At 70.9% G+C, this 21157-nt stretch carries 22 protein-coding genes; 10 read left to right on the plus strand and 12 right to left on the minus strand.

What is annotated here, in order from left to right:
* Window positions 1-40: 40 nt before the first annotated feature.
* The 4 genes from GXW71_RS06185 to arsB are packed head-to-tail and all read left to right on the plus strand — an operon-like array spanning window position 41 to window position 3265.
* Entirely contained in the window at window positions 41-406 is a 366-nt protein-coding gene (locus GXW71_RS06185) for an ArsR/SmtB family transcription factor (protein ID WP_211851534.1), read from the plus strand.
* Entirely contained in the window at window positions 403-1773 is a 1371-nt protein-coding gene (locus GXW71_RS06190; RefSeq protein ID WP_211851535.1) for an FAD-dependent oxidoreductase, read from the plus strand. The genes GXW71_RS06185 and GXW71_RS06190 overlap by 4 nt, the downstream gene beginning before the upstream one ends.
* On the plus strand, window positions 1770-2201 hold the full coding sequence (gene arsC / locus GXW71_RS06195) for an arsenate reductase (glutaredoxin) (RefSeq protein WP_211851536.1): 432 nt from the start codon (window positions 1770-1772) through the stop codon (window positions 2199-2201). Before GXW71_RS06190 ends, arsC begins: the two co-directional genes overlap by 4 nt.
* Window positions 2198-3265 carry an ACR3 family arsenite efflux transporter gene (gene arsB, locus GXW71_RS06200; protein WP_367617257.1) on the plus strand — a complete coding sequence of 356 codons (1068 nt, stop codon included), beginning with the start codon at window positions 2198-2200 and terminating at the stop codon, window positions 3263-3265. The genes arsC and arsB overlap by 4 nt, the downstream gene beginning before the upstream one ends.
* Before the next feature lie 26 nt (window positions 3266-3291).
* Here arsB and GXW71_RS06205 read toward each other — a convergent pair whose 3' ends face one another.
* Entirely contained in the window at window positions 3292-4173 is an 882-nt protein-coding gene (locus tag GXW71_RS06205) for a bifunctional helix-turn-helix transcriptional regulator/GNAT family N-acetyltransferase (protein ID WP_211851537.1), read from the minus strand.
* 98 nt (window positions 4174-4271) lie between these two features.
* On the opposite strand from GXW71_RS06205, the gene GXW71_RS06210 reads away from it, so the two are divergent.
* Window positions 4272-4889 (plus strand): hypothetical protein, encoded by a 618-nt coding sequence (locus tag GXW71_RS06210; protein WP_211851538.1) that lies wholly within the window; start codon window positions 4272-4274, stop codon window positions 4887-4889.
* A gap of 12 nt (window positions 4890-4901) precedes the next feature.
* Here the strand turns inward: GXW71_RS06210 and GXW71_RS06215 are convergent, their stop codons facing one another.
* The 4 genes from GXW71_RS06215 to GXW71_RS06230 form a co-directional block, all read right to left on the minus strand.
* On the minus strand, window positions 4902-5702 hold the full coding sequence (locus tag GXW71_RS06215) for a phytanoyl-CoA dioxygenase family protein (protein ID WP_211851539.1): 801 nt from the start codon (window positions 5700-5702) through the stop codon (window positions 4902-4904).
* 32 nt (window positions 5703-5734) lie between these two features.
* Complete coding sequence (locus tag GXW71_RS06220; protein ID WP_211851540.1) at window positions 5735-6409, minus strand: GntR family transcriptional regulator; 675 nt, start codon at window positions 6407-6409, stop codon at window positions 5735-5737.
* Between the two features lie 297 nt (window positions 6410-6706).
* Window positions 6707-7684: a Bug family tripartite tricarboxylate transporter substrate binding protein gene (locus tag GXW71_RS06225; protein ID WP_211851541.1), complete on the minus strand. Its 978-nt coding sequence runs from the start codon at window positions 7682-7684 to the stop codon at window positions 6707-6709.
* A 32-nt stretch (window positions 7685-7716) separates the two neighbouring features.
* Window positions 7717-8784 (minus strand): LLM class flavin-dependent oxidoreductase, encoded by a 1068-nt coding sequence (locus GXW71_RS06230; protein ID WP_211851542.1) that lies wholly within the window; start codon window positions 8782-8784, stop codon window positions 7717-7719.
* 216 nt (window positions 8785-9000) lie between these two features.
* Here GXW71_RS06230 and GXW71_RS06235 point away from each other — a divergent pair, with 216 nt between their 5' ends.
* Window positions 9001-9975 (plus strand): LysR family transcriptional regulator, encoded by a 975-nt coding sequence (locus GXW71_RS06235; RefSeq protein ID WP_211851543.1) that lies wholly within the window; start codon window positions 9001-9003, stop codon window positions 9973-9975.
* A gap of 135 nt (window positions 9976-10110) precedes the next feature.
* Here the strand turns inward: GXW71_RS06235 and GXW71_RS06240 are convergent, their stop codons facing one another.
* Window positions 10111-11001 carry a LysR family transcriptional regulator gene (locus GXW71_RS06240; protein ID WP_211851544.1) on the minus strand — a complete coding sequence of 297 codons (891 nt, stop codon included), beginning with the start codon at window positions 10999-11001 and terminating at the stop codon, window positions 10111-10113.
* Window positions 11002-11079: 78 nt separating this feature from the next.
* On the opposite strand from GXW71_RS06240, the gene GXW71_RS06245 reads away from it, so the two are divergent.
* On the plus strand, window positions 11080-11856 hold the full coding sequence (locus tag GXW71_RS06245) for an MBL fold metallo-hydrolase (protein WP_211851545.1): 777 nt from the start codon (window positions 11080-11082) through the stop codon (window positions 11854-11856).
* 68 nt (window positions 11857-11924) lie between these two features.
* A complete protein-coding gene (locus tag GXW71_RS06250; protein ID WP_211851546.1) occupies window positions 11925-12359 on the plus strand; it encodes a LysR substrate-binding domain-containing protein in 435 nt (144 codons plus the stop codon).
* Window positions 12360-12441: 82 nt separating this feature from the next.
* Here GXW71_RS06250 and GXW71_RS06255 read toward each other — a convergent pair whose 3' ends face one another.
* The 5 genes from GXW71_RS06255 to GXW71_RS06275 are packed head-to-tail and all read right to left on the minus strand — an operon-like array spanning window position 12442 to window position 17447.
* Window positions 12442-13143 (minus strand): orotate phosphoribosyltransferase, encoded by a 702-nt coding sequence (locus GXW71_RS06255; protein WP_211851547.1) that lies wholly within the window; start codon window positions 13141-13143, stop codon window positions 12442-12444.
* A gap of 2 nt (window positions 13144-13145) precedes the next feature.
* Complete coding sequence (locus GXW71_RS06260; RefSeq protein WP_211851548.1) at window positions 13146-14417, minus strand: Zn-dependent hydrolase; 1272 nt, start codon at window positions 14415-14417, stop codon at window positions 13146-13148.
* Window positions 14414-15361, minus strand: coding sequence for a dihydroorotate dehydrogenase (locus GXW71_RS06265; protein WP_211851549.1), 948 nt, complete (start codon window positions 15359-15361; stop codon window positions 14414-14416). The genes GXW71_RS06260 and GXW71_RS06265 overlap by 4 nt, the downstream gene beginning before the upstream one ends.
* Window positions 15358-16197, minus strand: coding sequence for a dihydroorotate dehydrogenase electron transfer subunit (locus tag GXW71_RS06270; RefSeq protein ID WP_211851550.1), 840 nt, complete (start codon window positions 16195-16197; stop codon window positions 15358-15360). Before GXW71_RS06270 ends, GXW71_RS06265 begins: the two co-directional genes overlap by 4 nt.
* On the minus strand, window positions 16194-17447 hold the full coding sequence (locus tag GXW71_RS06275) for an MFS transporter (RefSeq protein ID WP_246526316.1): 1254 nt from the start codon (window positions 17445-17447) through the stop codon (window positions 16194-16196). The genes GXW71_RS06270 and GXW71_RS06275 overlap by 4 nt, the downstream gene beginning before the upstream one ends.
* Before the next feature lie 116 nt (window positions 17448-17563).
* On the opposite strand from GXW71_RS06275, the gene GXW71_RS06280 reads away from it, so the two are divergent.
* Window positions 17564-18526 carry a LysR family transcriptional regulator gene (locus GXW71_RS06280; protein ID WP_246526317.1) on the plus strand — a complete coding sequence of 321 codons (963 nt, stop codon included), beginning with the start codon at window positions 17564-17566 and terminating at the stop codon, window positions 18524-18526.
* A 33-nt stretch (window positions 18527-18559) separates the two neighbouring features.
* On the opposite strand, the gene GXW71_RS06285 is transcribed toward GXW71_RS06280, so the two are convergent.
* On the minus strand, window positions 18560-19558 hold the full coding sequence (locus tag GXW71_RS06285) for a glycosyltransferase family 2 protein (RefSeq protein WP_211851551.1): 999 nt from the start codon (window positions 19556-19558) through the stop codon (window positions 18560-18562).
* Between the two features lie 339 nt (window positions 19559-19897).
* On the opposite strand from GXW71_RS06285, the gene GXW71_RS06290 reads away from it, so the two are divergent.
* A partial coding sequence (locus tag GXW71_RS06290; protein WP_211851552.1) for an autotransporter-associated beta strand repeat-containing protein occupies window positions 19898-21157 on the plus strand: 1260 nt, incomplete at its 3' end.

Consider the following 21157-nt stretch of genomic DNA (forward strand, 5'->3'; position numbering starts at 1 on the left):
GTCGCTTGACTCATCTCCATATCTCCATGACCATGGAGATATGGAGAAATCATCCGTCATCGCCGCCCTGGCGGCACTCGCCCAGGATACCCGCCTCGATATCTTCCGCCTGCTCGTGCAGGCAGGGCAGGAGGGGCTGCCGGCCGGGCAGATCGGGGACCGGCTCGGCCTGCCCTCGGCGACGCTCTCCTTCCATCTGACCCAGCTTCGCCACGCCGATCTCGTGACCTTCCGGCGCGAAGGGCGGTCGCTGATCTACATGGCCGAGTTCGAGGCCATGAACGGGCTGATCGGCTTCCTGACCGAGAATTGCTGCGGCGGCGACCGCGCCGCCTGCCTGCCCGCCGAGGCCGCCGGATGCGCGCCCGGCCCCGCCCGCCAGACCCGGAGGAAGCTGTCAGCATGACCGCATCACCGCTCCCCATCGCGATCATCGGCGCCGGCCCGGTCGGGCTCGCGGCGGCCGCCCATCTGCTGCGGCGCGGCGAGCGGCCTATGGTCTTCGAGGCCGGGCGCGCCATCGCGCAGAGCATCCGCCAATGGGGTCACGTGCGCATGTTCACGCCCTGGCGCTACTGCACCGACGCCGCGGCGGTGGCGCTGCTGGACGCTGCCGGCTGGGCACCTCCGCCGCCGGATGCGGTGCCGACCGGCGCCGAGCTGGTGGCCGATTACCTGGAGCCGCTGGCGGCACTGCCGGCGATGGCGTCCGCGATCCATCTCGACGCCCGCGTCGTCGCGGTGACGCGCAGGGGCTGCGACAAGGTGCGGACGATGGGGCGTGACGCATTGCCCTTCGTGCTGCGCATCGCGGGCCCCGGCGGCGCCTTGCGCAGCGTCGAGGCGCGCGCGGTGATCGATGCCTCCGGCACCTGGCAGACGCCGAACCCGGCCGGCGCCGACGGCTTGCCGGCGCTCGGGGAGGAGAGCCTTGCCGCGCATATCGCGACCGGCATTCCCGACGTGCTGGGCGCGGCCCGCGCCCGCCACGCCGGCCGCACCACTGCCGTCATCGGCGGTGGCCATTCGGCGCTGAATGCGCTGATCGACCTCGCGGCGTTGCGCGAGCAGGCGCCGGAGACGCGCATCCTCTGGATCATGCGCAAGGCGCGGATCGAAGCGGCCTTCGGCGGCGAGGATCTGGACGGGCTGCCGGCGCGCGGCGCCCTCGGCAGTCGGGCGCGGGCGCTGGTCGAAAGCGGCGGCGTCACGGTGCTGTCGCCCTTCCGCATCGCCGAGATCCGCGCGGGGGGCACGCATGCCCTCAGCGTCACCGGCGAGCATGCCGGCCACCCGGCCAGTTTCGCGGCGGATGAACTGATCGTCGCAACCGGCTTCCGCCCCGACCTCGCCATGCTCAGGGAGGTCCGGTTCACGCTCGATCCCTGGCTCGAATGCGCGGCCGGGATCGGGCCGCTGATCGATCCCAACCTGCACAGTTGCGGCACCGTCCGCCCGCATGGCGCGCGCGAGCTGGCGCATGCCGAGCCGGGCTTCTTCATCGCGGGCATGAAGAGCTACGGCCGCGCGCCGACCTTCCTGCTGGCGACCGGGCACGAACAGGTGCGCTCGATCGCGGCGGCGCTGGTCGGCGACGCGGCGGCGGCGGCGCGGGTCGAGCTGGTGCTGCCGGAGACCGGGGTCTGCAACACGCGACCGGCGGCGCAGGCGCCGATCGCGGTCGCCGCGGCATCATCCTGCTGCGCGCCGGCGGTTGCGGCGCCGCCGCCCGCCGCGTCCTGCTGCGGCACCCGGCAGGAGGCCGCGCAGTGACGGTCACGATCTACCACAACCCGGCCTGCGGCACGTCCCGCAACACCCTCGGGCTGATCCGCAACAGCGGCACGGAGCCGGTGGTCGTCGAATACCTGAAGACGCCGCCCGACCGCGCACTGCTGCAGGCGCTGATCGCGCGCATGGGCCTCCCGGTGCGCGCCGTGCTGCGCCGGAAGGGTACGCCCCATGACGCGCTCGGCCTTGATGATCCGTCGCTGCCCGACGACCAGCTCCTCGACGCCATGCTGGCGCATCCGATCCTGATCGAGCGGCCGATCGTGGTGACACCGCTCGGCGCAAAACTCTGCCGGCCGTCGGAGACCGTGCTCGACATCCTGCCCGATGCGCAGCATGGCGCCTTTGCCAAGGAGGATGGGGCGGCCGTGGTCGATGCGGCGGGCGCGCGCGTGAGGGCAGCGCCGTGAGCGAGGCCGCGATCGGGGAGGGCAGGGCGTCGGCACCTGCCCTCGGCATCTTCGAGCGCTACCTGACGCTCTGGGTCGCACTCTGCATCGTCGCCGGGATCCTGCTCGGGCAGGCGCTGCCCGGCGTCTTCCACGCGCTCGGCGCCGCGGTGATCGCCGAGGTCAACCTGCCCGTCGCGGCGCTGGTCTGGCTGATGATCGTGCCGATGCTGCTGAAGATCGACCCGGCAGCACTCGGCGAAGTGCGCGCGCATTGGCGCGGCATGGCCGCCACGGTCGGCGTCAACTGGCTGATAAAACCCTTCTCGATGGCGCTGCTCGGCTGGCTCTTCATCGGCTGGCTGTTCCGACCCTGGCTGCCGGCGGCGCAGATCGACAGCTACATGGCCGGGCTGATCCTGCTGGCGGCCGCGCCCTGCACGGCCATGGTCTTCGTCTGGTCGAACCTGGTCGAAGGCGAGCCGCATTTCACGCTGAGCCAGGTGGCGCTGAACGACGCGATCATGATCGTCGCCTTCGCGCCACTGGTCGGGCTGCTGCTTGGGCTTTCCGCCATCACCGTGCCCTGGGACACGCTGATCCTTTCGGTCGTGCTCTACATCCTGGTGCCGGTGGCTGTGGCGCAGCTCTGGCGGCGCGGGCTGCTGGCGCACGGCGGCCCGCCGGCGCTCGACCGCACGCTGCGCGCGCTGTCCCCGCTCTCGCTCGCGGCGCTGCTGCTGACCCTGGTGCTGCTGTTCGGCCTGCAGGGCGAGCAGATCATTCGCCAGCCCGCGGTGATCGCGCTGCTCGCGGTGCCGATCCTGATCCAGGTCTACTTCAATGCGGGCCTCGCCTACTGGCTGAACCGCCGGCTCGGCGTCGCCTGGTGCGTCGCCGGCCCCTCCGCGCTGATCGGCGCCAGCAATTTCTTCGAGCTGGCGGTGGCGACGGCGATCGCGCTGTTCGGCTTCCAGTCCGGCGCCGCGCTCGCGACCGTGGTGGGCGTGCTGATCGAGGTGCCGGTGATGCTCTCGGTCGTCCATATCGTCCGCCGGTCGCGCGCCTGGTACGAGCGCGGCTGACCATTCGCGCTTGCGGGGCAGCAGCCTTACAGCCGCTTCTCGAACCAGTGATGCGCATAGGGCTCGTCGTTGAAGCGCGCGACCTCCCGGTAGCCCTCGCCGCGATAGAGCGCCTGCGCTTCCTGGAGCGTGCGGTTGGTCTCGAGCCGGAGGGTGCCCAGCCCGAATTCCCGCGCCGCCGCCTCCAGCGCATGGAGCACCTGGCGCGCGACGCCGAGCCCGCGCGCATCCGGCGCGGTCCACATGCGCTTGATCTCGCCGAGCGTGCCGCCGAGGCGCTTCAGCGCGCCGCATCCGGCGGGGCGGCCGTCGAGCCGTGCCAGGACGAAGACGCCGGCCGGCGGCAGCAGATCCACGTCCGGCGCCGGGTTGCTCCGGCCGGGATCGAAGCCGGCCTCGAAGCGCGTGGCGAGCTCCGCGAAATACTGGTCGAGGCACCATCGTGCCTCCGGGTGATCCGGCGCTTCCCGATGCAGGGTGACCGCGGCGGCACGCAGCAGGCGCTCGACCTCCGTCATGGCGGCGACCAGGCGTTCCCGTCGCGCCGGATCGAGCGGCGCCAGCATCGACTGCGCGAGCGTGTCGGAGAGCCCGTCATAGGCCGCGCGCTCGGCGCGCCCTTTGCGCGTCAGCCGCGCCTCGCGGACGCGGCGGTCATCGGCCTGTGCCCGCACCTGCACCAGGCCCTGCGCCTCCAGTGAGCGCAGCAGCCGGCTGAGATAGCCGGAATCGAGCCCGAGCCTCTGCCGCAGCACGCGCAGATCGGCCCCTTCTGCGCCCAGCTCGAACAGGAGGCGGGCTTCACCGAGCGGCCGGCCACGCCGCAGATAGCTCTCCTCCAGCGCGCCGACCCGCTGGGTGACGGCGCGGTTGAAGCGGCGAACCTGCTCGATCTGGCGCGGTTCCATTCCTCTGACTTTAGTCAGGGATTGAGGAAAGGCAAGCGTGCCCTCGCGCGCGGCGCGGTCTATGAGGGACGGCGACCCCCCCTGGAGAGCCATCCACAATGCCTGCGAGCTCGCTCCGCCCATCGCCCTGCCTCCTGGCCGGCGCGCTCGCGCTCGCCGGCTGCGCGGGCCCGCCGCCGGGCGGCACATCGGACGGCACGCTCGCCGTGACCGCCAGCATCCGCGGCGTCGTCCATGAGCCGCGGATGGTCCTCTCGCATCCGCGGGACGACCGGCACCGCTGCCGGCTGCCGGCGCCGGCCGAGCTTGCCGCCGCGACCGGGGCGGCGCCGGCGGCCGCGGCCTCGCAGCAACCCTTCCACTATACCGTCGAGTTCGGCCCCGACTTTCCGCCGCCGGTGCCGGGCGCGGCGCGCCCGACCGAGGAATGGCTTCCCTACGGTCCGCAGACGCGCTTCACGCTCGAGGTCTTCTTCACGCCGGATGGGCCGGCGCGGCCGCGGCGCGCCGTCCGGATCACCGTCGCCGCCGGCGGCCGATTGTGGCAACGGATGATCGAGGCCGATGACCCCGCTGCCGAGGCCAGCGTGACGATCGCGGCCGACGGCCTGAGCGGCAGCCTCCGCGCAGGTGGTCTCGTGCAGCAGATCCCGCACAACCGCATGCCCGAGACCGAGGCCATCGCAATCGAGGCCCGCTGGCGCTGCCCGGGCTGAGCCTCGCCGGCGCTACTCGGCTGCCTGGCGATGCGCGCGCGCGAGGCGGATCAGGGCGTCGTCGGCGACCGGCTCGATCGGCGTGAAATCCCGATGCGCGATGAAGTCCGGCCGGGTCGGCGTGCGGATGTGGTTCGAGACGGCGTTGAGCGTCAGATAGACGATCTTGCGCGGATAGGGCGTGATGTTGCCGGCCGAGCCGTGCACCAGGTTGCCATGGAACATCAGCATGCTGCCGGGCTTGCCGGTCGGCGCCACGATGCCGCCCTGCGCGACCAGCCGGGTCACCGTCGCCTCGTCCAGTGTCCAGAGCGGATAGGACGTCGTCTCGACGTCGTGGGAGGCCTTGAGGTCGCCGGCGGTCTGGCTGCGCGGCACCAGCATCAGCGGCCCATTGATCGGCATCACCTCGTCGAGGAAGACCGAGATGTTCATCGCCCGCGGCTCCGGCATACCGTCGTCGCGCTTCCAGGTCCCGTAATCCTGGTGCCATTGCCAGACCTCGCCGGTGAAGGCGGATTTGGCGTTGATCTTGTACTGGTGCATGTAGACCTTCTCGCCGAACACCTGCTCGACGGGCCCGATCATGCGCGGATGCGCGCCCAGCAGCCGGAAGGCCTCGTTGTAGGTGTGCGCGGCGAAGGCGGTGCGCGGCGCGCCGGTCTTCTCCCGCCACACCTCGGGGCGATGCTCGCGATAGATCGCCTCGGCCTCGCGGCGCAGGAGATCGACCTCCTCGGCGGTGAAGAGCTCCGGCAGCAGCAGCCAGCCTTCGGTCTGGAACTGGTCGAGCTGGTCCTGGGTCAGTCGCATCCTATCCTCCCTTTGCGTGTCGTCGATCGGGATCAGGCCGCGCGTTGCCGCGACCGCAGCCGCTCCTCCGTCGTCAGGCCGGCGGCCAGCGCATGGTCCCGCGCCGCCGCTTCGGCGCCGGCGGCATCGCCGGCCAGGATGCGCTCGGCGATCGCCGCATGCTCGACCCAGGCGCGGGTGCGGTAGTCCGGATCGGTCAGCACCGCCGCCATGGAGCGGCGCATATGCGGCCATTGCGGCGCCGCCATCTCCTCGATCGCCGGATTGCCCGACAGCCGATAGAGCGCGCGATGCAGCGCGACATCGAGGGCGATGAGATCGGCGAGCGGCGTCCGCGCATCGATGGCGCGGCCCGCGGCCAGGGCGTCCGCGAAGGCGGCCCGGCCGGCCGCATCGCTGCCGGCGTGACCGGCCGCCAGCCGCGCCGCCAGGCCATCCAGCGCGCCCCGCACTTCATAGAGCTGGCGGATGCGCGCGGGGTCGAGGGGCGTGACCTGAAAGCCCTTGCGCCCGCTTTCCACCACCAGCCCCTGCCGGTGCAGCAGGTGCAGCGCATGGCTGACCGGCTGGCGCGAGACGCCGAGCTGCTCGGCCAGCTCCTGCTGCCGGATGCGATCGCCCGGCGCCAGGCTGTGATCGACGATCGCCGACAGAATGCGGTCGTAGACCTGCTGGATGAGGTTCGGGGCGGGGTTCAGCGGGATCACGGCGGTAACCTTGCTGAATTTGGAATTCCGAATTCGGAAAACTAGGCCCTTTGGTGGTCAGCTGTCAAAGCCGGGGCGCCGCCACGCCCACCAAGGCGAAGCCCGATCAGGAACGACTTGGATGGCTCGGGAGCGGACGGTAGCGCGGGCCCCTTAGCGGATATCCGCTTTGCTCCATTGCGTCAGAACCCCCGATGGCATCACCAGCCGAGGCCGCATCGCTCTCCTATGCCGCCCGGGAGAAACTGCACTGTCAAAGCCTTGGATCAGGCAGCAGCGCTCGACGGCCGGCCGGCGTCAGTCGAGACGCACGTTCGCGCTGCGGATGATCTGTTCCCAGCGCGTGCCTTCCTGCGCCAGGAAGTGGTCGAGCTCCGGTCCGGAGATCGGCATGGGCCGGGCCGAGACCCCCTCCAGCCGCGCCGCGAAGATCGGGTCATTCACCGAGGTGACACAGGCCTCCCGCAGGCGGTCGGCGATCGGGGCCGGGATCTTTCCCGCCGCGACCATGATGAACCAGGACGGCACGTCGAAATCCGTGATGCCGAAGCTGCGGAAGGTCGGCACGCCCGGCAGCAGCGGCGTGGGCTCCGACAGGCCGACGGCGAGCGCGCGGAGCTGGCCGCCGCGCACCAGCGCGAGGCTGTTCGGCACCAGGTCGACCATGAGCTGCACCTCGCCCTGCACCAGGGCAGTGACGGCCGGCGCGGCGCCGCGATAGGGCACATGCACCATGTCCCCGCCGGCGCGCTGGGCAAACAGGTGCGAGGCGAGATGCATGCCCCCGCCGGTGCCGGAGGACCCGTAGTTGATCCTGCCCGGATTGGCGCGCGCATAGGCGATGAGCTCGCTCACGTCGCGCGCCGGCAGCCGCGGCGTGACGACCAGGATATAGGCGACAGCCGCGACGGTGGTCAGCGGCGTGAAGTCGCGATCGGGATCGTAGCCGGGATTGGCGTAGAGGTACTTGTTGAAGACCTGCGTCGGCTGGGTGCCGAGCATCAGGGTGTATCCATCGGCCGGCTGCTTCGCGACGTATTCCGCCGCGACCTTGCCGCCGGCGCCACCGCGATTCTCCACGACCACCGGCTGGCCGAGCCGCGTGGTGAGCTGTTCGGCCATCAGGCGACCGAGCAGGTCCGACGCACCGCCGGGCGGAAAGGGCACAACCAGGCGCAGCGGCCGGTCCGGCCAGGTGCCCTGCGCGGCGGCGACGCCCGGCACGGCCAGCGGCGCCGTCAATGCGGTGCGAATCAGACTGCGTCGCGTCGCCATGCTCGGATCTCCTGGGCGGTGCGGGGAAGGGATCAGGCGGCGCGCGGCTGTTCGGCCCGAATGGGAGCGAGGCGCGGCATCACATGCTGCGCGAAGCGGCGCATCTCGGGCTCGAAGGGCTGGAATTGGGTCAGCAGCGTGTCGATGCCGGCGGCATGGAACTGCGCGATGCGCTCGGCCACCTGGTCGTAGCTGCCCACCGTGCCGCCGGAGGTGCCGCCATTCGTCCCGACGCTCTCGTAGCGTGCCTGGGTCTTGCGCATCTGCACCGCCGGATCGGTGTTGGCCCGCACATAGGCCTTGATGTCCGCATCCTCCTTCGCCAGCGCGAGCAGGCGGTGATACTCCTCCTGCGCCTCGGCCTCCGTCTCGCGCGCGATGACGAAGGTGGACAGACCGAAGCGCACCGGCGGGCCCTTGCGGGGGCGGGCGCGGACATCGGCGATCAGCGCCTGCACGTTCTCCAGCGGCTGGCCGTTGATGAACCAGACATCGGCGAGCGCCGCGACCAGGTCCCGCGCCGGCGGGGATTCGCCGCCGACATAGATCGGCGGCCGCGGCCGCTGCAGTCCGGTGGGGCTCAGCACATAGTCCTTCACGGTGAAGTAGCGGCCCTCATGGTTCACCGTCTCGCCGCGCATCAGGCGCTCGACGATGGACAGCCATTCGGTGCCGTAGGCGTAGCGCTCGTCATGCTCGCGGAACACCATCCCGGCATCCTCGATCTCCTTGCGGTTCCACGCGTTGACGAGGTTGATGGCGAAGCGGCCGTTGCTGATCTCCTCGATCTGCGTGGCCATCTTGGCCAGCACGACCGGGTGGTAGAGCATGGGCTTAATGGCGGCGATGATCTCGATCCGCCGGGTTTCCGCCGCCAGCGCGGCGGAGGCCGTCCAGGCCTCGAGTTGCCCGAGATCGGTCTGGTGCGGATTCATGGTGTGCTGCGCGACCAGCACGCAGTCATAGCCGAGGGATTCGGCTTCGAGGATCAGGTTCCGGTTGCGCCGCCAGGACGCGTCATAGGGTTCCAGCGGATCGCGCAGCGCGGCGCGATTGCCATGCACCAGGGCCCAGATGCCGATGCGCAGGGGATGCGTCATGGGGTTCCTCCGATCGCGGTCATGCGGCCTGCCGATGGCGGCCGGCAAATGCGGCTACCCGGCGGCGTCGCGTGTTGAAGCATGGTCATCCCACCCGGTGGCCCGGATGTCCCCCTCATCCGAGCATGGACCTGGGAAATAGCCAGCCCCATTGTGTTCCCTACATGGACTTCAGCGTTGCCTTTTCGGCAACGCCTCGTTGCACGGAGACGCTGCTTGCCGAGCACCCCACGCCGCTTCCTGTCGGAGGCGCAGCGCCTGCCCCTCGCTAACCGCCTCGCCGGGCTCGACCAGCGGCGGCTGCTCTACCTGCACGAGGCGGTTGCGGCAGGGTCCGTGCGCGGCGGGGCGGAACGGCTCGGCGTCAGCGCCTCCGCGCTCAGCCGGCAGATCGCGCGCATGGAAGGGGAGCTCGGCATCGCGCTGCTCGAGCGCCATGGGCGCGGCGTGCGCCCGACCGAGGCAGGCGCCCTGCTCGACGACTACTGCGCGGAGCAGCGGGCGCGGCTCGACGGCGTCATCGCACAGCTTCAGGAGATCACGGGCGCGCGGCGCGGCCAGGTCTCGCTCGGCCTGGGCGAGGGCTTCCTCTGGCATGTCATGGGCGAGCCGTTGCGCAGCTTCGTCGATGCGCATCCGCAGCTTCACGTGAACCTGCAGGTCGGCAGCACAGACCAGCTCGTCGCGCAGCTTCTCGACGACACCATCCAGATGGCGCTGATGTTCAACCCGCCGCCGGATGCGCAGCTTCAATCCCATGCCGCGCGGCGGCATCCGATGCGCATCATCGTGCGTCCGGGCCATCCGCTGGCGCGGCTTGGCCGGCGGGTGACGCTCGCGGATCTCAAGAAGCATCGGCTCGGGCTGCTGCCAGGCGGCTATGGCGTACGCCAGGTGCTGCTCTCTGCCGAGCATGGCGACCGCACGCGCCTGGTGCCGCAGCTCCTGACCAATTCGGCGCGCGCCCTGCTGCATTTCGTCGAGCAGTGGAACGGAGTCATCATCACCGCTGCCTTCGCCGCGGCGCGGGAGGTCGAGGAGGGGAGGGTCCTGGCGCTGGAAGCCGAGCCGCCGCTGCTCGAGGGTGGGGAGGCGCACCTCGTCACCCGGCGCGGCCGCCGCCTGTCGCCTGCCGCACAGCAATTGCTGCGGCACCTGCGCAGCAAGGTCACGATCGTGCGGCGGTTCTGACGCGGCTCATGCTCGGACGGTCCCTCGGTCCCGTGCTCGGGACATTGTCGGTCACACGGGTACGCAACTCTCCAGTCGCTCGCTCCTGAGAGCGGCCGTTCCGGTATCGGCCAGGCCAAAACTGTGCATTGCACATCAGGCCGGTGCGAAGAGCGCCGCACTGTCGCAAAATATCGTGGTAAGCAGATCCGACACCGTGCGGATCGCCGGATCCCGGCCATCCTGCCGCCGCGTGATCAGCCAGAGCTCGCGCGATGGTGGCGCCGGCTCGATTGGGCAGAGGCCGAGGCGGCGATCGGCGCGGCCGGTCACATGCGGCAACAGCGCGATGCCGGCCCCGGCTGCCGCGGCCGCCGCATGCGCGGCCTGGTTGCCGGCCCGGAAGGCCCGGCGCGCGCGCGGGAAATGCTGCGCCAGCCAGAGCGCTTCCGGGATATGGGCACTTGCCTCGTCGAAGCCGACGAAGACCGGCGCCGCACCTTGCGCGATCCGGTGGCGCCAGGCCGAGGTGGCGTAGAAGCCGAAGCCGAGCACCACCAGGCGCCGCGCGAGCACGTCGCCATCCTGCGGTCGCCCGAGCCGCAGCGCGATATCCGCCTCCCGCCGCTCCAGGCTGACGACCCGCAGATCGGTCGCGACCTCGATGTCGAGGCCCGGATGCCGCGCCGCCGCGGCCGCCAGGCGGGGGACAAGGAAGCCTTGCGCGAGGCCGGGCGTCGCATTGATGCGGACCAGGCCCTTGGGCCCCGCCGCCGCACCGCCGCGGCTGAGCGCGGCAGCTGCCGCCTCCATCTCGCTGGCTGCGGCGAGGCTGCGCTGGCCGGCCGGGGTCAGCACATAGCCATCCGGCCGCCGCTCCGCGAGTTTCTCCCCGAGCGCGGCTTCGAGCGCGGCGAGACGCCGGGCGATGGTCGCATGGTTGACCGCGAGCGCCCGCGCTGCCGCGGAGAGGCTGCCATGCCGCGCAAGCGCTACGAAGACGCGGATATCCTCCCAATCCGGCGCTGTGCGATTTCGATCAGCCATTGCGCGAGCTTAGCGGATTTCGGCACAGGGCCGGGCCCTTTATCTACGGCGCAACCGACCTCGCGAAAGAGCTGCGCCATGCTTGCATCGATGCTGACCCTGACGCTGATCGGCGGCCCGACCGCGCTGATCGAGATCGGTGGGTTGCGCCTGCTAACCGACCCGACCTTCGATCCGCCGGGTCTCTACCGGAAGACGCCGGTGCATTTCGAAAAAACCTCCGGCCCCGCGCTCTCGATCGAGAAGATCGGCGCGCTGGATGCGGTGCTGCTGAGCCATGATCAGCATCTCGACAATCTCGACCAGGCCGGCCGCGCCCTGCTGCCGCACGTGCCGGCGACCTTTACGACCCAGGCCGGCGCCGCGCGCCTCGGGGCCAATGCCATCGGCCTCGCGCCCTTCGAGACCCGGACGCTAATCGGCCAGGGCGGCGAGCAGCTCTTCGTCACCGCGGCGCCGGCGCGGCACGGCCCGGTCGGCATCGAGCCGATCTCGGGCGATGTCGTCGGCCTGCTGCTCGGCACGGAGCAGCCGGGCGATGCGCTCTACGTCACCGGCGACACGGTCTGGTACGAAGGCACGGCGGAGGTGGCGCGCCGATTCGCGCCCAAGGTGGTGATGCTCTTCACCGGCGCCGCCCAGCCGCGCGGGCGCTTCCACATGACGATGGGCAGCAACGACGCGCTGGAAGCTGCGCATGCCTTCCCGGAGGCCACGATCGTCGCCATCCACAATGAGGGCTGGGTGCACTTCACGGAAAGCGCGGCCGAGATCGCGGCAAGCTTCGCTGCGCTGGGTATCGGCGAGCGTCTGACCCCGCTCGAGCGCGGCAAGCCGGTCACCTTTGCGCTGTAGCGAGAGCGGCAGACCCCCAAGGGGTTTGTCCTGACGATGGCAGCGACCGAGTCCACCGGCGACGGCCTATGCAGCCCGCGGCGAGGCCGCTGAAGGGCATCGTGCGTCCGGGCCATCCGCTGGCGCGGCTTGGCCGGCGGGTGACGCTCGCGGACCTCAAGAAGCATCGGCTCGGGCTGCTGCCAGGCGGCTATGGCGTACGCCAGGTGCTGCTCTCCGCCGAGCATGGCGACCGCATGCGCCTGGTGCCGCAGCTCCTGACCAATTCGGCGCGCGCCCTGCTGCATTTCGTCGAGCAGTGGAACGGCGTCATCATCACCGCTGCCTTCGCCGCGGCGCGGGAGGTCGAGGAGGGGAGGGTCCTGGCGCTGGAAGCCGAGCCGCCGCTGCTCGAGGGTGGGGAGGCGCACCTCGTCACCCGGCGCGGCCGCCGCCTGTCGCCTGCCGCACAGCAATTGCTGCGGCACCTGCGCAGCAAGGTCACGATCGTGCGGCGGTTCTGACGCGGCTCATGCTCGGACGGTCCCTCGGTCCCGTGCTCGGGACATTGTCGGTGACCCTGGCAGTCGAGATCTGTGGAGGGTTTCAGGCCATCGGCTTCGCCGGCGCGCGGCGCCCGCCATGCTCCGCCGACCAGGCGGCGGGATCGGCCAGGAAGCGCTCGATCACCGCACGGTCGGCCGGGTCCAGCAGCCGTTCCTGGGCATCGAGCCGCAGCACATCCGGCCAGCCCGCCAGCGCGTGCAGCGCCAGCCCCGCCTGCGCCAGCCGCTCCTCGCCGCCGGGGAAGGCCTGGTTGTGGAACAGCACCCAGGCATCGGTGACGATGGCACCCGCCATCCTGAGGCCGCGGGCGAAGGCCAGCTTGCTTGCCATGTCGGTCGCGAGGTCGTCGATCAGCAGCACGCGCGCGCCGGCGGCCTCCGCACCCTCCACCTGGGCGTTGCGGCCGATGCCGAGCGGCCGCTTGCGGACATAGAGCAGCTTCATGCCGAGCCGGTCCGCGATCACGGTGGCCCAGGGGATGCCCGCCGTCTCGCCGCCGGCGATCGCGTCGAAGGGCAGCTCGGCGCCGAAGCGGCGCGTCAGGTCGGTCAGCACTAGCGCGGTCACCGCCGCCCGCTGCCGCGGCGCGCCGATCAGCCGCCGGCAATCGACATAGACCGGGCTGGCCCAGCCCGCCGCCAGCACGAAGGGGCGGTCGCGGCTGACCTGGATCGCCCCAGCCTGCAGCAGCAGCTTCGCCATCGCGGCGCCGAGGTCCGCGGTCGCGTCGGTTCCTGTCATGCTCAGGCGGCCCCTTCGATCAGTGCCAGGCGCAGCACCTCGGCGCCGGCCATGAAATCCTCCATCGCCATCGCCTCCCGCGGGTTGTGGGAGCCATTCGCGTTGCGCACGAAGATCATGGCGCTCGGTACCCCGTTATTGGCGAAGACCGCCGCGTCATGGCCGGCGCCGCTCGCCATCAGCTCCTCCGGCAGGCCGAGCCGCCGCACCAGCGTGCGCAGCCGCTCCACCAGCGCGGTATCCATCACCGCCGGCACGGTGTCGATGCGGCGCTCCATCGCGAAGCGCACCCCGCGCTCCTCCTCGATCAGCCGGCACTCCTCGAGGAACAGCGCGTGGAAGGCATCGAGCGTCGCCTGCGCCTGGCTGCGCACCTCGAAGGAGAAGCGGAGCGTGCCGGGGATGCGGGCGATCGCATGCTCCGCCGGATCGGTGCCGAGCACGCCGGCGGTCACCACCAGATCGTGGCCCTGCCCGAGCAGCACCTGCCAATGCGCGTCGAGCCGGTGCAGCAGCGCCGCCACGGCGAAGACCGCGTCGCGGCGCAGCCAGCGCGGCACCGCGCCGGAATGCCCGGCCTCCCCGGTGCAGGTCACCACGCGGTGGCGGAGATTACCGCGGATGCCCGTGACGATCGCGACCGGCCGGTTGCGCGCCACCAGCACCGGCCCCTGCTCGATATGCAGCTCGATCCAGCCCGCGAGCGACGCCGGGTCGAGCAGGCGTTCGCGCCCTTCGATGCGCGCGATCGCGGCGCCAGCGCCGGCCAGGCAGTCGCGCAGGCTGCGCCCCGTCACCGCATGCGGCAGCGCGAGATCCTCGGCCGTGAGCTGCCCGAACAACGCGGAGGACCCGACATAGGCACGGCCGAAGGCGGCACTCTCCTCCCCGCGCAGGCCATAGAGGCGGAGCGTGCGGCGAAGCGCGACGCCCTCGCGCCGCAGCCGGATGAGCGCCAGCAGCCCCGCGATCACGCCGGCGGCGCCGTCGTAATTGCCGCCCTGCGGCACGGAATCGAGATGCGAGCCGCAGGCGAGCGCCGGCAGATCGGGATCGCTGCCGGGCAGGGTGACCATCAGGTTGGCCGCGGCGTCGCGCGCGGCCTCCAGCCCCTCGGCGCGGGCCGTGCGCTCGATCAGGTCGAGCGCCGCGCTCTCCCCCGCACCATAGCTGTCGCGGGTGATGCCGACGCCGTCATCGCCGTCCCGACGCAGCGCCGCGAACAGCGCCTCGGCCAGCACCCGGCCGGCGTCGGTGGGCGCGGTGCCGGTCATGGCGCCGGCGACACCCAGGAGAGGTCGTCCTCATCCGCCTCCTCCTGCCGCAGCGCGCCGGTGAGCTCCGCGATGCGGGCGATGCCGCGGGCTTCGCAGAACCGCGCGAGGCCTTCGATCACCTCGACCATGGCGTGGCAATTGATGAAGCTCGCGGTGCCGACCTGCACGGCGCTGGCCCCGGCCAGCATGTATTCGGCGGCGTCTGCCGCCGTCGCGATGCCGCCGCAGCCGATGATCGGCACCCTGACGGCACGCGCGCATTGATAGACTTGGCGCAGCACGATCGGCTTGACCGCGGGTCCGGACAGCCCGCCCATGACATTGCCGAGGCGCGGCCTGAGCGTCTGCAGGTCGATCGCCATGGCGAGGATGGTGTTGGCCACCACCAGCGCATCGGCGCCCGCCGCTTCCGCCGCACGCGCCACCTCCGCGATCTCGCCGGTATTGGGCGTGAGTTTCACCCAGAGCGGCAGGCCGGTGGCGGCCCGCATCTGCCGCACCGCCGCCTCGGTCGAGGCCGCGCGCATCGCGAAGGCGCGCCCATCCTCCTCGATGTTCGGGCAGGAGATATTCGCCTCGATCGCCGCGACGCCGGCAACGCTGACCTCGGCCGCGAGAGTGGCGAAGCCCTCCACGGTCGGCGCCGAGATCGAGACCACCAGCGGCGGCGTCCAGCGCCGATAGAGCGGCAGGGTCTCCTCCAGCAGATAGGGCACGCCCTGAGAGGGGATGCCGATCGCGTTCAGCATGCCGCCGGTCACCTCGGCGACGCGCGGCAGCGGATTGCCGGCGCGCAGTTCGCGCGTGATGGTCTTGGTGACCAGCGCGCCGAGCCGGTCGAGATCGATGACCTCGCCGAGCCCCTCGGCAAAGGTGCCGGAAGCGGGCATCACGGGGTTGGCGAGGGTGAGGCCGCCGATCCGCACCGAAAGGTCGGTCACGGCAGCGCCTCCATCATGTCGAAGACCGGGCCGGCCCGGCAGACCCGCTTCTGGACGATGGCGCCGTCGATGTTGAAGTCGCGCACGCAGCAGAAGCACATGCCGAGGCCGCAAGCCATCTGCTGCTCCAGCGCCACCTGGCCGGGCAGCCCGAATGCGCGCGCCAGCGACTGCTGCACGCGAAGCAGCCGCGCGGAGCCGCAGGTGAAGAAGGCATCGCAGCGCCCTTCGGCCATCAGCCCCCGCAGCAGCCGCTCGACATGGGCGGGGCCGCTGGTGCCTTCGGCATCGGTGACCGTGAGCACGGTGGCACCCCGGGCGCGGAACAGCGCATCGGAGAGCACCAGCTCCGGCCGCCGCGCCGAGAGGATGGCGGTGACGCCGATGCCGGCCCGCTGCGCGGCTTCCGCCAGCGGGCCGAGGGTCGCGAGCCCGGCGCCGCGCCCGACCGCGACGACCTGCTTCCAGGCGGGATCCAGCCGAAAACCCTGCCCGAGCGGGCCGAGCATCTGCAGGGTCTCGCCGGGACGGAGTGTCGCGAGCCCACGGGTGCCGGCGCCGGCGACCTTGTAGAGGAACTCGATGCGCCGCGCCGCGGGGTCGGCGCCGTAGAGGCTCATCGGCCGGCGCAGATAGGGCGCTTCGCCGGGCGGCGCCGGGCAGAGGAGCTGGTAGAACTGCCCGGGCGCGGCGCCGGCGGCGAGCGCGCTGCAGGACACGACGAGATGGCGGTACTCGGCGTTGACGGCGGCGTTGGCGACGACCTCGGCCTGTTCCTCCGCCGCACGCGGGCGGAAGCCGCCGCAGGCCGCCGGGATGGCCGCCGCGGCGCTCATGCGAGCTCCGCGCCCTTGCGCTCCGGGATCAGCAGCCACATCGCGAGGATGTCGAGCAGGTAGAGTAGCGCCAGCATGGCGATCGCCGTCTCGAAGCCATGCGCCGCGGCGACCGCCGCCACCGCGACCGGGCCGAGGCCGCCGACCGCGCGGCCGATGTTGAACAGCACGTTCTGCGCCGTGGCGCGCGCCGCGGTCGGGTAAAGCTCGCTCATCAGCGCGCCGTAGCCGCCGAGCATGCCGTTGACGAAGAAGCCCATGACGGCGCCTCCGACCAGCAGCGCCATGGGATCGGTGAGCTTCGAATAGACGACGACCATCACGGCGGCGCCGAGCATCCATCCGAGGAAGGCCGGCTTGCGGCCGATCCGATCGGCGACATGGCCGAAGGCATAGATGCCGACGGCCATCCCGAGGATGGTGACCGCGGTCCAGGTGGCGGATTGGGTGAGACCGAAGCCGAACCGCGTCGAGAGGTAGTTCGGCAGCCAGATCATGACGCCGTAGTAGCCGAAGTTCTGCACCGAGCAGAGGATGACCAGGCCGATGCTCCGCCGCGTCGTCTCGGCATCCGCGACCAGCAGCCGGAGCGACGCCTTCGGCGGCGCCGCGGCGCTCCTCGCCACGAAGACCTCGGGCTCATGCAGGCCGCGGCGGATGAAATAGGCGGCGATGGCCGGGAACAGCCCGATCGCGAACATGCCGCGCCAGCCGATCACCGGCAGCAGGATCGGCGTCAGCAGCGCCGCCGCCAGCACGCCGAGCTGCCAGCCGAGCCCGACATAGGAGGAGGCGCGGGCGCGCTTGCTGGCCGGCCAGGCCTCGGCGACCATGGCCATGCCGATGCCGAACTCGCCGCCGAGGCCGAGCCCCGCGATGGTGCGATAGGCCAGCAGGTCCCAATAGCCTTGCGCCAGGGCGCAGAGCCCGGTGAAGACCGCGAAGAGGACGATGGTCCAGGTCAGCACGCGGACGCGGCCGAGCCGGTCCGACAGCATGCCGAAGCCGACGCCGCCGAGCACCGCGCCGACCAGCGTGGCGGTGACGAGCGAGGCGCCCTCGGCCGGGGTGAGCCCGAGATCGGCCGAGATGGCGCGGAGCATGAAGCCCAGGATCAGCAGGTCGAAGCCGTCCATGGCATAGCCGAGCGCCGAGCCCGCCAGGGCCTTCCAGCCGGCCGGGGTCACCACGTCGCGGTCGGCCGCATCCGCGGCCGTTGCCATGGGGGGATCGCCGATGCGGTTCGCCATGCTTGGGCGCCTCCTTCCTGAACGGTTCCCTGATTGGCTCCCGATCGCCGCGCTCGAACAAGCGCAAATTTTCGCACAAGATGATGCCGTTTCGGCAGCAGTCCGGAGATCACGCCATGAGGGACCCCGTGATGCGGACCGAGCGCTACCGGATCCACGCCGCGGCGCTCCGCTATTTCGACGCGGTCCGGCGCGCCGGGTCGATCCGGGAGGCGGCGCGGCGGCTCAACATCGCCTCCTCGGCGGTGAACCGGCAGATCCTGGCGCTCGAGGCCGAGGTGGGGGCGCTGCTTTTCGACCGGCTGTCGGGCGGGCTGAAGCTGACCGCGGCGGGAGAGATCCTGGCCCATCACGTGATCGGCGTGCTGCGCGATGCCGAGCGGGTACGCTCGGAGATCGATGCGCTGCGCGGCCTGCAGACCGGGCAGGTGGAGCTGGTCACGCTGGAAGGCGCTTGCCACCACATCGTGCCGGGCGCGATCGCCGCCATGGCCGCGCGCTACCCCCGGGTGACGGTCGGCGTCACCATCCTCGGCACCGAGGCGATCCCGGCCGCGATCGCCAATGGCGATGCCGATCTCGGCCTCGCCTTCGAAGTCCCGCCGCGCCCGGAGCTGCGCCGGATCGCCGCCGCGCGCTTCCGCCTGGGTGCGGTCGTCGCCCTCGGCTCGCCGCTCGCGGGTGCTGCCAGGGTCACCTTCAACGATCTGCGCGACCATACGGTGATCCTGCCGAAGGCGAATTTCGCCAATCGCGGGCAGGTGCAGCCGGCGATGATCCGGGCCGGCATGGCAGGCCGCGGTCGCTACGAGGCGGGCTCGATCGAGCTTATGAAGCAACTCGTGCTGCGCGGGCTCGGCGTCGCGCTGATGACGCGCGTGGGCGTGGAGGCAGAGCTGGCCGCGGCGCGGCTGGCGCATGTCCCGCTGTGGCAGGGACGCGGATTCATCCAGAGCGAGCTCGGCATCTATGCCCGGGCCAATACGCCGCTGCCGATCGCCGCGGCGGCCTTCGCGCACAGCCTGTCGGTGATGCTGGACGGGGCAGTGGGCGGCGGAGTGGAGCCCGCCGCCGGGTGAGGCGTCACCCGGCCGCCGCTTCCCGACGGTCTCTCAGGCGAGGCGCACGCGGCGGCGGAGCGTGCGGAGCCTGGCGACCATGTCCTCGAACCGCCGGACGCCGAGCAGCTTCGGCAGGGACCGCAGGCGGGCCGGGTAAGCGGGCAGGAAGCCCGGGTAGTAGTCCATCAGCGCCGCGGTGAAGCGGGCACCTTCGGCCCGGCTGAAGCCATAGAGGGCGCGAAGGTAGAAGGTCAGCTCGCGGTCCAGCGCCCGCCGCACCGGATCCGGCAGCCCGGCCGCGGCCGGCGACACGCCCCCGAGTGCGAGGCGAACGCAGGCGAGAAAGTTGAACGCGACGTCGACGATCCGGTAGCGGGCTTCCGGCCCGCCCCAGCGCGTCTGCCCGGGATAGAGCTGCCAGAAGAAGCCGGCCTCAGGGGTCGGCGCCTTGCGGAAGGTGTATCCGGCCAGCGCCATCCGGATCTTGATCTCGTCATCCTCCCAGGGCACCGCGGATTGGCGGAAGCCGCCGACCTCCTGCAGCACGGCGCGGCGCGTCAGCGTGGCCGACATGTGCACGAAGGTCTCCCGCGCGACGAAGGCGAGGGGGTGCGCGGCCTCGATGTCGGGGAAGCTCACCGCATCATCCTGGACGAAGCGCGCGCCATCCATGTGGAAGCGTTGGAAGGGCGAGTAGACGGCGGCGACCTGCGCCGGCGCCTGCTCGGCGACTGCCATCTGCGCCGCGATCTTGGTGGGCGCGATGTAGTCGTCGCAGTCCAGGAACTGGATCCACGCCCCGCGCGCCGCCTCGAGCCCCGTGTTGCGAGTCGCGCTGAGCTTGCGGTTGGCGGCATGTCGGATCAGCCGGGTCGGGAAGGGCAGGGCCGCGAGCAGCGATGCCGTGACCGTGGCGGTGTCATCCGTCGATCCGTCGTCGACGACGATGACCTCGATATCCCGCCAGGTCTGCGCCGCGACCGAGGCGATCGGCAGGTGGATGGAGGACGCGCCGTTGAACACCGGGATGATGACGGTGACGAGGCTCATGCGCTCGCCGCCATTGGAGCATCCGCCTGCTTCCTGGCGCCGGCCTGGGCCGCCGACCGAACCTTCTGTCGCATCACCAGCCTCATTCCTCTTTGACGGGCGGCTGCTGCCATCACTCGGCTGCGCCCGTCAACCGCCAGTTGCGGTATGGCCGATCGCCGCCGCTACGTCTCGTCTTTTTTTATATCAGTTTGACAATTTAGAGCAAATGTCGCTATAGCCGGTTTCGGAACGATACAGCTTCACAAGCTGAGCGGCCATAGAGCTCTGAAGAACCACGCTTTCCTTCCATGCGGGCGCTCCGGAACGACCACGGCGCTAATCTCAATGAGGCAGGTAATGGACAAAAAAGAGACGATCGGCGACAGCGCTCGGCGCGCCACAGCCCGGGCCATCGCCTTCCACCTCGCGCTGCTTGGCTCGCCTCTGGCGATCGCCCTGGCCCCGCTGCCCGCAGCGGCCAACTGCGTCACTGCCGGGCTGACCACCACCTGTGACGGCACCTCGGCGCCGACCACCTACACGGCCCGTATCGGCGAAGGGCCGAACGAGCCCGACAACCGCACGGTCAACGTGAATGGCGGTCGTATCGAAGTCGGAAACTCGGCCGTGATCAGCTTGCGGGACGGCAACGGTATTCTTCCCGGGAGCCTTCCCACGATCCACATCACCGGGAGCGCGGTGCTCCAGAACGCCGCGACCCTGGACAATGGGCTCTACTCCGCGGGCAACAACGTCATCGAGTTCCGAAGCAACACCTACCTGCTCATCGATGCGGGCTCTCAGGTGTTGTCGACTGGTAACGAGATCCACGCGGAGGCCGTGAATGCGATCGGCACCGGCAATCTGATCGTGAATAACGGCCTGATCCGCGCGGACTTCGCTGCGGCCCTGTGGTTCGAGGCGTTCACCGGCCTCAACACCGTCGTCAACAATGGCACCATCCAGGCGACCACGGCGCCGAGCATCCTCGGCTCTGGCGATGGCGTGACCGCGGGCGCCAGCAGCCTCGACTTCACCAACAACGGCGCAATCCTCGGCAACCTGATCTTCGGCACCGGCGACGACATCCTGCGGCTCCATCCGGGGCAGTCGATCAGCGGCTCCCTGGACGGCAATCTCGGCAACGACCAGCTCTATCTCAGCGGCACCGGCAACGGCGTCATCGACGGGGTCTTCCCCGGCTTCGAGCAGCTCTTCAAGAACGAGAGCGGCACCTGGACCATCACCGGCGCCATCACCGGCCCCAGCTCGGTGACCGTCCAGGCGGGCACGCTGATCATCGCCGGCAACAATTCCGCCTATGCGGGGACTGTCACCGTCGACGCAGGCGGCACCCTGCAGGGTCGTGCCCAGGTCCTGCCGCAGGCGATCACCGACAACGGCCTGGTCCGCTTCGCCCAGACCGACGACGGCACCTATACCGGCCTGATCACCGGCACCGGCGCGGTCGAGAAGACCGGCGCCGGCGTGCTGACCCTCGCGCCTGCCGCGGCGGGCGGGAACACCTATTCCGGCGGCACCATCATCACCCAGGGCGTGCTCGCGATCGCCGCCGACAACGCGATCGGCGCCGCCACCGGCCCGCTCACCTTCAAC

Origin of the sequence: Plastoroseomonas hellenica (assembly GCF_018129085.1) — a bacterium.
GTDB lineage: Bacteria > Pseudomonadota > Alphaproteobacteria > Acetobacterales > Acetobacteraceae > Plastoroseomonas > Plastoroseomonas hellenica.

Excerpts from the sequence above, each read along its gene's own strand:
- GXW71_RS06185 (WP_211851534.1), top strand. The coding sequence starts at position 41 with ATGGAGAAATCATCCGTCATCGCCGCCCTGGCGGCACTCGCCCAGGAT.
- GXW71_RS06190 (WP_211851535.1), top strand. The coding sequence starts at position 403 with ATGACCGCATCACCGCTCCCCATCGCGATCATCGGCGCCGGCCCGGTC.
- GXW71_RS06205 (WP_211851537.1), bottom strand. The coding sequence starts at position 4,173 with ATGGAACCGCGCCAGATCGAGCAGGTTCGCCGCTTCAACCGCGCCGTC.
- GXW71_RS06210 (WP_211851538.1), top strand. The coding sequence starts at position 4,272 with ATGCCTGCGAGCTCGCTCCGCCCATCGCCCTGCCTCCTGGCCGGCGCG.
- GXW71_RS06215 (WP_211851539.1), bottom strand. The coding sequence starts at position 5,702 with ATGCGACTGACCCAGGACCAGCTCGACCAGTTCCAGACCGAAGGCTGG.
- GXW71_RS06225 (WP_211851541.1), bottom strand. The coding sequence starts at position 7,684 with ATGGCGACGCGACGCAGTCTGATTCGCACCGCATTGACGGCGCCGCTG.
- GXW71_RS06230 (WP_211851542.1), bottom strand. The coding sequence starts at position 8,784 with ATGACGCATCCCCTGCGCATCGGCATCTGGGCCCTGGTGCATGGCAAT.
- GXW71_RS06240 (WP_211851544.1), bottom strand. The coding sequence starts at position 11,001 with ATGGCTGATCGAAATCGCACAGCGCCGGATTGGGAGGATATCCGCGTC.
- GXW71_RS06245 (WP_211851545.1), top strand. The coding sequence starts at position 11,080 with ATGCTTGCATCGATGCTGACCCTGACGCTGATCGGCGGCCCGACCGCG.
- GXW71_RS06250 (WP_211851546.1), top strand. The coding sequence starts at position 11,925 with ATGCAGCCCGCGGCGAGGCCGCTGAAGGGCATCGTGCGTCCGGGCCAT.
- GXW71_RS06255 (WP_211851547.1), bottom strand. The coding sequence starts at position 13,143 with ATGACAGGAACCGACGCGACCGCGGACCTCGGCGCCGCGATGGCGAAG.
- GXW71_RS06260 (WP_211851548.1), bottom strand. The coding sequence starts at position 14,417 with ATGACCGGCACCGCGCCCACCGACGCCGGCCGGGTGCTGGCCGAGGCG.
- GXW71_RS06270 (WP_211851550.1), bottom strand. The coding sequence starts at position 16,197 with ATGAGCGCCGCGGCGGCCATCCCGGCGGCCTGCGGCGGCTTCCGCCCG.
- GXW71_RS06275 (WP_246526316.1), bottom strand. The coding sequence starts at position 17,447 with ATGGCGAACCGCATCGGCGATCCCCCCATGGCAACGGCCGCGGATGCG.
- GXW71_RS06280 (WP_246526317.1), top strand. The coding sequence starts at position 17,564 with ATGAGGGACCCCGTGATGCGGACCGAGCGCTACCGGATCCACGCCGCG.
- GXW71_RS06285 (WP_211851551.1), bottom strand. The coding sequence starts at position 19,558 with ATGAGCCTCGTCACCGTCATCATCCCGGTGTTCAACGGCGCGTCCTCC.